We start from the raw sequence: 11836 nt of genomic DNA on the forward strand, positions 1-11836 counted from the left end.
ACCGTCACAGGCGGGCAAATTCTCGCTCCAGCGCGCCAAGCGCCTCAAGCGTGTTCGCCGGCAGATGCGCATCCAGATAGGGCAGCGCCGCCTGCATGCTCGCCGCCACCGGCGCATAATCCCGCCAGCCCTTCAGCGGGTTCAGCCAGACAATCCGCCGCGCCTTCTTCCTCAGTTTTGCCAAAGCCGCGCCCAGCGCCTCCGGATCAGACGTGCAATAACCATCCGACAGAATGATCACGACCGTCCGCCCATTGAGCGCCCGTGCGCCATAACCACTCAGGAAACGCTCCAGCGATCCGGAAATATCCGTACCCCCGCCAAAGCCCTCCGCCATCAGCGACAGCCGAGAGGCCGCCCGCAGCGTGTCATGATCGCGCATCGCATCCGTCACCCGCATCAGCCGCGTGTGAAACAGATAGGCATCGGTGCGCGTCTCACTGCTCACCAACCCATTGAGAAAGGCCAGAAACACCCGCGCATAAACCGTCATCGACCCGCTCACATCACACAGGGCCACAATCTGCATCGGTCTCGGTGGCCGCGCCCGCCGATGCAGCTCCATCGGCTCGCCACCACGTGCCAGCGAGGCCCGCTGAATGCGCCGCATGTCGAGCTGCTGACCGCGCAGCGCCTGCTTGCGCCGCCGCGAGCGCCGATCCCGTATCACGCGCGCAATCCGCACCGCCGCCGCTTCGGCACGGCGCAGACTGTCCTCATCCATCAACTCACGCAGATCCCGCCGGAAGAGGTTATCCGTCCGGGTCGCAATCAGCCGCCCATCGGTGCCCTCAGCCTCGCCATCGCCCTCATCCGGCGCAAAGGCGTCTTCAGAACTCTCGATGCCACCCTCAGCGCCGTCCTCTGCACCGTCGCCAAAATGCGTCTGCCACAGCAAAGGCCGCGCCGCCTGCACCTTCACATGATCGCTTTTGGCGGTACCTTGCTTCTGTTTGCCTGCGTTGAACCAATAGGCATCAAACAGGTCGTCAAACCTGCGCCAGCTCTCCGCATCTCCTGACAGCAGCACACAAAGCGCTTCACGCGCCCGATCCACATCCGTCGCCTCCACCGCCGCCAAAGCGGCCAGCGCATCGCCGGTCTCCGCCACACCCACAGGCAAGCCATTCATACGCAAATGCGCCATGAACCCCGCCATGCGGTCAGCCAATCCTTCGGCACGGGAGGGAAACCGCGTCACCTGCATCAGGCGACCTTCCCGATCAGTCGGTCCATCACCTCACGTGGGGCCGCATCATAATCCGCCGCGGTCTTGAGCAGACACACCAATGTCGCCTGCACCGCCTCCGGGCTCTGGGCCAGATCATTCACCCCAAGTCCCGCCAGCGCCGCCGCCCAGTCCAGCATCTCCGCCACACCCGGCGCTTTCTCAAGCTCCTCACGGCGCAAATCCTGCACCACGCCCACAATCTGGCGCGCCAGCAGGCCTTCCATCTCCGGCATGCGTGTGCGCAGGATCGCCAGCTCGGTCTCCCGATCCGGATACTCTACATAAGCATAAAGACACCGCCGCCGCAGCGCGTCTGACAGCTCCCGCGTGCCATTGGCGGTCAAAATCACCATGGGCCGCGTGACCGCCTCAACGGTCCCCACCTCCGGAATGGTGATCTGAAAATCAGACAACACCTCCAAAAGATAGGCTTCAAATTCCTCATCCGCCCGGTCGATCTCATCAATCAACAAGACTGGCGGCTGCTCCTGAGTGATCGCTTCCAGAAGCGGGCGTTTCAACAGATAGTCTTCCCCAAACAGCGCCGCCTCCGCCATGCCGCCCTGCGCCTCAGACGCGCGGATCGCCAAGAGCTGGCGCTGATAGTTCCACTCATAAATCGCGTGGCTTGCGTCCAAACCCTCATAACACTGCAACCGGATCAGCTTGGTCTCATGCACCGCCGCCATCGCCTTGGCGACCTCGGTCTTGCCAACCCCCGCAGGCCCCTCAAGCAGCAAGGGCCGCCCCAGGGTCTCCGCCAGATGCAGCGCCATCGCAAGGCGCGCATCCGCTACATAGCCCTCTTCCGCCAAGGCAGATTGCAAATCGTTCACGCTCATCGCGCGCCCCTCACCTTCTCATTCTCAAAATATCCCCGCCGGAGGCCCCCGCCCGCAACGCGGGCGAGGTCATTAGCGGATCAGCCATGCAGGCCCAGATCGTTGGCGGTCTTCCAGATCCGCCAGTGATCATGCGGCATATTGGTCTGCGTCAAACCAAAGGCGCGGAAGGCATCATGCACCGCATTGGAGAAACAGGGCACACCGCCCACATGCGGGCTCTCGCCCACGCCTTTTGCGCCAATCGGGTGATGCGGGCTTGGGGTCACGGTGTAGTCGGTTTCATAGTTGGGCACTTCCCATGATGTGGGCAGGAAGAAATCCATCAGCGTGCCGGTCTTCACATTGCCCATCTCATCATAGGCAATCTCCTGCCCCAGCGCCACGGCCAGCGCCTCGGTCAGGCCGCCATGGATCTGCCCTTCAATGATCATCGGGTTGATCCGCGTGCCACAGTCATCCAGCGCATAAAAGCGGCGGATTTCCGGCACGCCGGTGTCCACATCAATGTCCATCACACAGACATAAGCGCCAAAGGGATAGGTCATATTGGGCGGATCATAATAGCTCACCGCCTCAAGCCCCGGCTCAATCCCCGGAATGGCCTGATTATAGGCGGCAAAGGCGATCTCTTTCATCGTCTTGAACCGTTCCGGCGCGCCTTTGACCACAAAGCGATCCACGTCAAATTCGACGTCATCGTCATGCACTTCCAAGAGGTAGGCCGCAATCATCTGCGCCTTGGCGCGGATCTTGCGCCCCGCCATCGCTGTCGCGGCCCCCGCCACCGGGGTAGAGCGTGACCCATAAGTGCCAAGCCCGTAAGGCGCGGTATCTGTGTCGCCTTCCTCAATGGTGATGCTGTCCGCAGGCAGACCGATCTCAGAGGCGAGGATCTGCGCAAAGGTGGTCGCATGCCCCTGCCCCTGACTGATCGTGCCCAGTCGGGCAATCGCAGAGCCTGTCGGGTGAATGCGGATCTCACAGCTGTCAAACATGCCAAGGCCAAGGATGTCGCAATTCTTCACAGGCCCCGCCCCGACGATCTCGGTAAAGAAGGTCAGACCGATGCCCATCAGGCTGCGGGTCTTGCCAGCTTTGAAATCCTCAATCCGCTGCGCCTGTTCCGCGCGCAGGCCTTGGTAATCCACAGCCTCCATCGCCTTGTCCCAGGCGGTGTGGTAATCCCCGCTGTCATATTCCCAGCCCAGCGCGGACTGATAAGGGAACTGCTCTTTCTTGATGAAATTTATCCGGCGCAGCTCGGCGGCATCCATATTGAGCTTGATCGCCAGCACCTCAATCATCCGCTCGATAAAGTACACCGCCTCCGTCACACGGAAGGAACAGCGATAGCTCACCCCGCCCGGCGCTTTGTTGGTATAAACCCCATCCACCGCCAGATAGGCTGTCGGAATATCATAAGAGCCGGTGCAGATGTTCATGAACCCAGCCGGGAACTTGGTCGGGTCGGCGCAGGCGTCAAAGCCGCCGTGATCTGCGGTCACATGGCAATGCAGCCCGGTGATCTTGCCCTCTTTGGTGGCGGAAATCTTGCCGCTCATCCAATAGTCCCGCGCAAAGGCCGTGGTCATCAGATTTTCCATCCGGTCTTCAACCCATTTCACCGGCTTGCCGGTGACAATCGAGGCCACAACCGAGCAGACATAGCCTGAATAAGCGCCCACCTTATTGCCAAAGCCGCCGCCGATATCGGGGCTGATAACACGGATATTGTGCTCCTCAATGCCGGAAATCAGCGAGACCACGGTGCGGATCGCATGGGGCGCCTGAAACGTGCCCCAGAGTGTGAGCTTGCCGGTGACTTTGTCCATCGAGGCCACAGAGCCGCAGGTTTCCAGCGGGCACGGGTGGGTGCGGTGGTAATACATGGTCTCTTCCGCGACCACTTCGGCCTCCGCCATCACCGCTTCGGTTGCCGCCTCATCACCCTGTTCCCAGGTGAAGATGTGGTTGGGGTGATTGCGCGGCCCATGCGCGCCATCAGTGGCCTTACCGTTGGCATCCACCGTATCCTCGCGCAGTACCACGTCGGATTTTAACGCCTCAAACGGATCCACGATGACAGGAAGCTCTTCGTACTCGACTTCCACCAGTTCCACCGCATCAGCCGCCGCATAGCGATCTTCGGCCACCACAAAGGCCACCTCTTGGCCCTGAAACAGCACTTTGCCATCCGCCAGCACCATCTGCTTGTCACCGGCCAGTGTCGGCATCCAGTGCAAACCCAGCGGTTCCAGATCCGCCGCGGTGATCACCGCCACCACGCCGGGAACCTTCATGGCCTCCTCAGAATTGATGCTCACAACCCGCGCATGGGCATAGGGCGAGCGGACAAAGTCGCCAAACAGCATGCCGTCAAGCTTGATGTCATCCACATAGTTGCCGCGCCCTTGGGTAAAGCGCACGTCTTCCACACGCTTGCGGGCACAGCCCATGCCTTTCAGGTTGGCGGCGCGTTCTTCGGGGCTTGGGGTCAAATCATTCATTCTGCCGCCTCCTTCTGAGCGTTCAGCGTGTCCGCCGCCGCCGCAATCGACTTCACAATGTTCTGGTATCCGGTGCAGCGGCAGATATTGCCCGCCATGCCAAAGCGGATCTCTTCTTCGGTCGGATTAGGATTTTCTTGCAACAGACGGTGCGCGCGGGTGATCATCCCCGGTGTGCAGAAGCCGCATTGCAGCCCGTGATGCTCGCGGAACATCTCCTGCAGCACACCGAGGCTGCCGTCCTCGTTCACCAGACCTTCCACCGTGGTCAGCTCTTTGCCCTGCGCTTGGGCCACAAACACGGTGCAGCTTTTGACAGACTTGCCGTCCAGATCCACCGTGCAGGCCCCGCAATGGGAGGTCTCACAGCCGATATGCGGTCCGGTGATGTTCAGGTTTTCACGCAGGAAATGGATCAAAAGCGTGCGCGGCTCCGCAAGCCCTTCCACCTCTTTGCCATTCACGGTCATCTTTACATGCATCTTTGACATGACGTCCCCCCTCAGCTCGCACGGCTCTGAGCACGCGCAATCGCGCGGCGCAGGATCACGGCAGCCACATGTTTCTTGAATTCGATCGGCCCGCGGTTGTCCGCCACCGGATCAATCGCCCCCATCATCGCGCTGACACAGCCGTCAACGTCCCCCGCCGCCAACGCCGCGCCAGCCGCGTCAGACCAGATCGGCGTGTCCGCGAGATTGGTCATCGCCACCGACGCCGTGCCGCCACCAGTCATCACAGCCGCCGCCGCCGTGGCATAATCGCCAATCTTGCGCTTCTGCTTTTCATAGGCATAGCCGGTGCCACTTGCTGGCACAGGAATGGTGATCCGCGTCAGGATCTCCTCATCATCGCGCGCGGTAAAATAAGCCGCCTCATAGAACTCACGCGCCGCCACTGCGCGCACCCCATCCGGCCCGCTCAGCTCAAAGCGCGCGTTCAGGCACTGCATCAGCCCCGGCATGTCATTGCCCGGATCACCGTTGGCGACATTGCCGCCCACCGTGCCCATGTAGCGCACCTGCGGATCGGCAATCAAAAGCGCTGCCTCTTTGATCAAGGGCACCGCGTTTGACAGACCTTCATGTGTGATCAGCTCATGCTGTGTCACCATCGCCCCGATGGTCACCGCATCGCTGCCAATCTCAATGCCCTTCAAGGCGTCGATATCCTGAAGATCAATCAGGTGGCCCATATCGGCCATGCGCAGTTTCATCATCGGGATCAGGCTGTGCCCGCCCGCGATCACCCGCGCCTCATCTCCATGTTCCTGCAAAATCGAAACCGCTGACGCAATGTCAGACGGACGGTGGTACTCGAACCCCGCTGGTATCATCTGGCTTGTCCTCCCTGGCACGCCCAGTGCGCGCCTCCGACAACCAGTCCGCCAACAGCAGAGGATCCGCGCCAGCCTTTAAAAACAGCCCGCGCGGTTCGTTGCACGAAATGCGAATAGGCTGCACGAGTTGCGAAACCCGCAAAATCCACCAGATGCGTCGCTGATACTCCGCAAGCCACATGCCGTCCTCCGCTGGCGGACCTGACGCGCCACACGTTCCTCTCAAGAGCGCCGCAAATCCTACCCGCCCGCCTCAAACGGCACAAAAGGGCGAATCTCCTCTGAGGCGCAAAAGCGATTCTCTCGGCGCAATCAGACGCTGAACCCGGCACGCCGCCCCCCCAAACCGCCCGCAATTTAATCAAATCCATGTGGATTCCTGACTATTTTGCTTATTTTATCGTTTGGTAAAATTTTTTTCTGGCTTTTTTGATCAATTGATCAAACCCTACCTCCAACAGGAGGCCCCATGACCGACCCACTCAAACTGACGGCAGACGCACTGCAAGCCCTTGATCTTGAGACGCTAATGGCGCGGGCGCGTGACATGCGAGACAGCCACTGGGGCAAAACGGTGACCTACTCGCGCAAGGTTTTTGTGCCCCTGACCAACATGTGCCGCGACACCTGCGGCTACTGCACCTTTGTCAAACACCCCGATGATCCCGCCGCGCAGCTCATGTCTCCCCAGCAGGTTCTGGCCTCCGCCAAACGCGGCGAAGCCAAGGGCTGTAAAGAGCTGCTTTTCAGCCTCGGAGAGAAGCCAGAGAAACGCTATGAGAAGGCCCGCGCGGCGCTGGCGGCCTATGGCTATGACACTCTGGTCGACTACCTCAGCGACATGTGCCGGCTGGTGCTGGATGAAACCGGCCTGCTACCCCATGTCAACGCGGGCTCCCTCACTGAGGACGAGCTGGCACAGCTCAAACCGGTCAGCGCCTCCATGGGCATGATGCTGGAAACCACCAGTCGGCGGCTCATGAAAAAAGGTATGGCGCATTACGCCTGCCCCGACAAAACCCCGGTGCAACGCCTGCGCACTTTGGAGCGCGCCGGGCGGCTTGAGATCCCCTTCACCACTGGCCTTCTGATCGGCATCGGTGAAACCTGGGAAGAACGCATAGAGGCGCTGCATGCCATTCGCGAAAGCCATCTGACCTATGGCCATGTGCAGGAAGTGATCGTGCAGAACTTTCAGGCCAAACCCGGCATCGCCATGGAGCACCATCCGGAGCCCAGCCTTCAGGACATGCTCAAAACGCTTGCCGCGGCGCGCCTGATCCTGCCCGCCGATGTCAGCCTTCAAGCGCCTCCGAACCTCAGCGCCCGGCATCTGGAATATCTGAGCGCCGGGATCAACGACTGGGGCGGCATCAGCCCGGTGACCATCGACTTTATCAACCCGCAGCACGAGTGGCCCGAAATCCGCACGCTGGCCGAAAACACCGCGCGCACCGGCCACCAACTGCAGGAACGCCTCACCGTTTACCCCGCCTATCTCAAGCGCAGCGCCCGCTTCATGGCGCCGGAATTGGCACAGCGCGCCAAGGCACAGGCCCGCGCAGACGGGCTCGCGCTGCAACAGGAGGAAGAGACATGTTTGACCACAACTGCGTGAACGGCCCCGCCCCCGTTTCGCTGCACGGCACCTCGCCTGCCGTGCGCGCCATCCTTGAAAGGTCCCTCGACGGTCAGGAGATCAGCGAACAGGAGGGCGAAACCCTCTTTGCCGCGCAGGGCGCAGACATCGCGGCAATCTCTGCGGTTGCGGACCAGCTGCGCCACCGCGCCAACGGCGATCAGGTCAGCTTTGTTGTGAACCGCAACATCAACTTCACCAATGTCTGCTACATGGGCTGCAAATTCTGCGGCTTTGCCAAACGCCGCGAAGATGCGGGAGCCGAGTGGCTCAATGTGGATCAGGTTGTCGCCCGCGCGGTGGAGGCCTGGAACCGAGGTGCCACCGAGGTCTGCATTCAGGGCGGCCTGCATCCCAAAATGTCCGGTCAGGAATACCGCAATCTGCTGCTCGGGCTGAAGGCCGAACTGCCCGACATGCACATCCACGCGTTTTCGCCCTTTGAGGTGTGGTACGGCGCGGCCAAAACCAAACTGTCCTTTGCCGATTTCATTCAGGATCTCAAAGAATGCGGCCTTGGCTCCATGCCCGGCACCGCCGCCGAAATTCTGGACACGGATATTCGCAAACAGCTGACCAAGAACAAGCTCAGCGCCGAGCGCTGGGTCGAGATCATCCGCGCCGCCCATTCCGTCGGGGTGAAAACCACCGCCACCATCATGTACGGCCATATCGACGGCCCCAAACAATGGGCGCAGCACATGCGCATCCTGCGTGACATTCAGAAAGACACCGGCGGCTTCACCGAGCTGGTCCCGCTCAGCTTTGTGCATGAGGATTCCCCGCTCTTCACCGCCAATCCGGAAATTGTCCGCCCCGGCCCGACCCATGATGAAACCGAAAAGATGCACGCCGTCAGCCGCATCTTCCTGCACGGCCAGATCGACAACATTCAGGTGAGCTGGACCAAACTCGGGGCCGAGCGCGCGCATTACATGCTGGATCGCGGCGTGAACGATCTGGGCGGCACCCTGATGAACGAAAGCATCAGCCGCTCTGCCGGTGCCAAAAACGGGCAGGAGATCATGGCCGCCGAAATGGTCGAGATCATCCGCGCCGCAGGCCGCATCCCGGTGCGCCGCAACACGGTCTATGACACGCTGGAAACCTACGATGATCACACACCTGACACCCAAGCGCCCCTCGTCGCCCGTCAGGGCCAGGATCCGCTGGCCTTCCTTGAGGAAGACACCACACGGGTGGCCGCAGAATGACCGGCCTATCTCAAACCCGCGTCACCCTGATCGCCGGCGGCGTTGGCGGTGCCAAAATGGCCGAAGGCTTTGCGCATCTGGCCAATGTTGATCTGCGCGTGATCTGCAACATCGGCGATGACGACAGCTTCCACGGTCTCTGGGTGTCACCGGATGTGGACACCATGCTCTACACGCTGAGCGACCGCATCAACCGCGCACAGGGCTGGGGCGTGGAAGACGACGCCCTGCGCGCGCTTTCGGTCCTTAAGGATCTGGGACAAGAAACATGGATGACGCTGGGCGACCGTGACCTCGGCCTGCACATCTTCCGCACCATGCAACTGGTGCAGGGCCGCGCGCGCCAGGAGATCACAGATCACATCGCCAAAGCCTTTGGCCTTTCCGCACGGCTGCTTCTCTCCACCGAAGACCAAGTGCCAACCCGGGTGTGTACAGAGAGCGGCTGGCAGAGCTTTCAGGAGTATTTCGTGCGTGATCAATGCCGCCCTGCGGTGCGCGATCTGGCTTATGAGGACCAGGAAGCCGCCCGCGCCAATCCGGCAGCACTGGACACGCTTACCGACACCGACCTGATCGTGATTGCGCCCAGCAATCCCCTGATGTCGATCATGCCCATTCTCGGCATTCCCGGGATCGGCGAGACCTTGGCACAGGCCACCGCCCCCCGCCTTGCAGTCAGCCCCTTTGTGGGGGGTCGCGCGCTCAAAGGACCGGCCGACAAGATGCTGCAAAGCCTCGGTCACACGCCCTCCACCGCCTATATCGCCGATCTCTATGACGGGCTGATCGACGGGTTGGTGATCGACGTGACCGACGCGGGGGATCAGGTGGCAACCGACCTGCCTCTGCATGCCGAGCAGACCGTGATGAAAACCCGCGCCGACAAATGCGCGCTGGCGCAGCGCCTGCTGCATCTCGCCAACCTGTCTCCCTCTGCCCCCGCCCCGGATGAGGTCTGCGCATGACGGGCAAGCTGCTGATCGCCATTCCGATGAAGGACCCGAAACAGGCCAAAACCCGCCTCAGCGAGGCCCTGCCCCCGCAGGAGCGGCAGAGGTTCGCCCTCTCCCTGTTCCTGCGCACGCTTGATCAGATTGCAGCGGCGCAATGTGACGCCTCGGTGGTGGTCGTGACCGCCAGCTCCCTTATAGCCGAAGAAGCGCAAGCGCGCGGGGCCGCTGTGCTGATGGAAGAAGCGGCGCAGGGCCTCAACAGCGCCTGCGCGCAGGCCAAGCTCTGGGCCGCAGAGCAAGGCTTTGTCCATCTGGCCATCCTGCCCGGCGATCTCGCCCTGCTCTCTGCGGCCGACATTGCGCAGCTTTCGAGACTCGTCCTGCCGCCCACCGCCGCGGCGCTCTGTGAATCCAGCGATGGCGGCACCAACTGCCTGATGCTCCATCCAGAGGCCGAGTTCGCGTTCTGCTTTGGCCCCGGCTCCTTCCGCGCGCATCGCAAAGCCGCCGCCCGCGCGGGTCTCGCCTGCCACATCCTGCGCAGCAGCACCCTGCGCTTTGACGTCGATACCACCCGCGATTTGGCCCAGATCCAACAGCTGCGCCAACGCCCCTCCACAGGACAACAGGCCCTATGAGCGCGCTTTCCATCATCGCTGTCCCCGGCATCCCTGAAATCCACCCCGGCGACGATCTCGCCGCCATTCTTGCCGAGGCTCTGGAGCCAATCGGCGTGGAGCCCAATGACATTCTGATTGTCGCCCAGAAGGTGGTGTCCAAAGCCGAAGGGCTGCTGGTCGATCTCGCCACCGTCACCCCGGGGGAGGAGGCAAACGCATTGGCGCAGCGCATCTCCAAAGACCCGCGCAAGGTCGAGGTGGTGCTGCGCGAAAGCGCGCGCGTGGTCAAAAGCTGGAAACACCCCGACGCGGGCGAAGGCACCCTGATCTGTGAACATGTCAGCGGCCACATCTCTGCCAACGCAGGCGTTGATCAGTCCAATATCGGCGGCGAGGACATGGCGCTCCTTTTGCCCCGCGATCCCGACGCCAGCGCCGCCGCCCTGCTCGCGGCCCTCACCGCGCGGTTTCAGACCCGTCTGGGCGTGGTGATCTCTGACACCTTCGGCCGCCCATGGCGGCTGGGGCAGGTCAATGTGGCCATCGGCATGGCCGGGCTGCCCGCGCTCAAATCCGAGGTCGGCAACAAAGACGCCCACGGCCGCGATCTGGCGGTCACGCAACCGGCCTTCGGCGATGAACTGGCCGCCGCCTCAGGCCTCGCAATCTCCAAAGCCTCACAGACACCCCTCGTGGTGATCCGGGGCCTCACCTGGGATGGAAACACCGGACAGGCCAGCGATCTGGTCCGCAAAAAGAAAGAGGATATGTTCAGATGAAAATTGCAATTATCGGCGGCACCGGCCCGCAGGGCCAAGGTCTCGCGTTGCGCTTTGCCCGCGCGGGCGTGCCGGTGGTGCTCGGCTCACGGGACGGCGCCCGCGCCAGCGAGATCGCCACCGAGCTTCAGTCCAAACTGGCCGCCGACGCCGCCCCGATCACCGGAGCCGACAACGAAGGTGCCACACAGGCCGCCGAGGAAATGGTGATCCTCGCGGTGCCATTTGCGGGCCACAACGCCACGCTTGAGGCGCTCAAACCCCATCTTGCGGGCAAGATCCTTGTGGACATCGTGGTGCCGCTGGCAGAGGGCGACCCCAAGCTTGTGGACATGCCGCCAGAAGGCTCCGCAACCGAGGCCGCGCAGGCCATTCTCGGAGCCGACATCCCGGTGATCGGCGCGCTGCACAATGTCTCTGCGGTCACCCTGAACACGCTTGAGTGGGACATCAACTGCGACATCCTCGTCTGCGGCAACCAGCTGGCCGCGCGCAAAAAGGTCATGGAACTCTGCGAGAAACTTGGCGTCACCGCCTATAACGCAGGCCCCGCACAGGCCGCCCGCTGTGTTGAGGCAATCACCCCGATCCTGATCCGCACCAATATTTCCAAAGCCGTGCCGTTTTCCCACGCCGGCATCAAAATCTGGGCGCCGGATCACTGATCCACCCGCCCCCCAAACACAACAACACCCAACAAGGAGAC

Annotated in this window: 11 protein-coding genes; 6 read left to right on the forward strand and 5 right to left on the reverse strand. The window is 61.9% G+C overall.

Annotated elements, in window-relative coordinates; all coding sequences use genetic code 11:
- Positions 1–4 precede the first annotated feature (4 nt).
- The 5 genes from ACO07T_RS08090 to ACO07T_RS08110 form a co-directional block, all read right to left on the reverse strand.
- Positions 5–1207 carry a vWA domain-containing protein gene (locus ACO07T_RS08090; protein ID WP_422048980.1) on the reverse strand — a complete coding sequence of 401 codons (1203 nt, stop codon included), beginning with the start codon at positions 1205–1207 and terminating at the stop codon, positions 5–7.
- The gene (locus tag ACO07T_RS08095) at positions 1207–2073 is read right to left on the reverse strand and encodes an AAA family ATPase (RefSeq protein ID WP_422048981.1); all 867 of its coding nucleotides are present in this window, start codon (positions 2071–2073) and stop codon (positions 1207–1209) included. The genes ACO07T_RS08090 and ACO07T_RS08095 overlap by 1 nt, the downstream gene beginning before the upstream one ends.
- Positions 2074–2153: 80 nt before the next feature.
- Positions 2154–4583, reverse strand: coding sequence for an aerobic carbon-monoxide dehydrogenase large subunit (locus ACO07T_RS08100; RefSeq protein ID WP_422048982.1), 2430 nt, complete (start codon positions 4581–4583; stop codon positions 2154–2156).
- On the reverse strand, positions 4580–5074 hold the full coding sequence (locus ACO07T_RS08105) for a (2Fe-2S)-binding protein (RefSeq protein ID WP_209060036.1): 495 nt from the start codon (positions 5072–5074) through the stop codon (positions 4580–4582). Before ACO07T_RS08105 ends, ACO07T_RS08100 begins: the two co-directional genes overlap by 4 nt.
- A gap of 11 nt (positions 5075–5085) precedes the next feature.
- Positions 5086–5919 carry an FAD binding domain-containing protein gene (locus tag ACO07T_RS08110; protein WP_422048983.1) on the reverse strand — a complete coding sequence of 278 codons (834 nt, stop codon included), beginning with the start codon at positions 5917–5919 and terminating at the stop codon, positions 5086–5088.
- Positions 5920–6391: 472 nt separating this feature from the next.
- On the opposite strand from ACO07T_RS08110, the gene cofG reads away from it, so the two are divergent.
- From cofG to npdG, 6 genes are read left to right on the forward strand one after another with little or no spacing between them, the layout of a single operon-like run.
- Complete coding sequence (gene cofG / locus ACO07T_RS08115) at positions 6392–7540, forward strand: 7,8-didemethyl-8-hydroxy-5-deazariboflavin synthase CofG (protein WP_209077380.1); 1149 nt, start codon at positions 6392–6394, stop codon at positions 7538–7540.
- Positions 7519–8775, forward strand: coding sequence for a 5-amino-6-(D-ribitylamino)uracil--L-tyrosine 4-hydroxyphenyl transferase CofH (cofH, locus tag ACO07T_RS08120; RefSeq protein ID WP_422048984.1), 1257 nt, complete (start codon positions 7519–7521; stop codon positions 8773–8775). The genes cofG and cofH overlap by 22 nt, the downstream gene beginning before the upstream one ends.
- The gene (gene cofD / locus ACO07T_RS08125) at positions 8772–9743 is read left to right on the forward strand and encodes a 2-phospho-L-lactate transferase (protein WP_422048985.1); all 972 of its coding nucleotides are present in this window, start codon (positions 8772–8774) and stop codon (positions 9741–9743) included. The genes cofH and cofD overlap by 4 nt, the downstream gene beginning before the upstream one ends.
- A complete protein-coding gene (cofC, locus tag ACO07T_RS08130; RefSeq protein ID WP_422048986.1) occupies positions 9740–10369 on the forward strand; it encodes a 2-phospho-L-lactate guanylyltransferase in 630 nt (209 codons plus the stop codon). Before cofD ends, cofC begins: the two co-directional genes overlap by 4 nt.
- The gene (gene cofE / locus ACO07T_RS08135) at positions 10366–11130 is read left to right on the forward strand and encodes a coenzyme F420-0:L-glutamate ligase (RefSeq protein WP_422048988.1); all 765 of its coding nucleotides are present in this window, start codon (positions 10366–10368) and stop codon (positions 11128–11130) included. The genes cofC and cofE overlap by 4 nt, the downstream gene beginning before the upstream one ends.
- Positions 11127–11795 carry an NADPH-dependent F420 reductase gene (gene npdG, locus ACO07T_RS08140; RefSeq protein WP_422048989.1) on the forward strand — a complete coding sequence of 223 codons (669 nt, stop codon included), beginning with the start codon at positions 11127–11129 and terminating at the stop codon, positions 11793–11795. The genes cofE and npdG overlap by 4 nt, the downstream gene beginning before the upstream one ends.
- The last annotated feature ends 41 nt before the right edge of the window (positions 11796–11836 follow it).

It is taken from the genome of Shimia sp. (genome assembly GCF_965227725.1).
Lineage (GTDB): Bacteria > Pseudomonadota > Alphaproteobacteria > Rhodobacterales > Rhodobacteraceae > Shimia.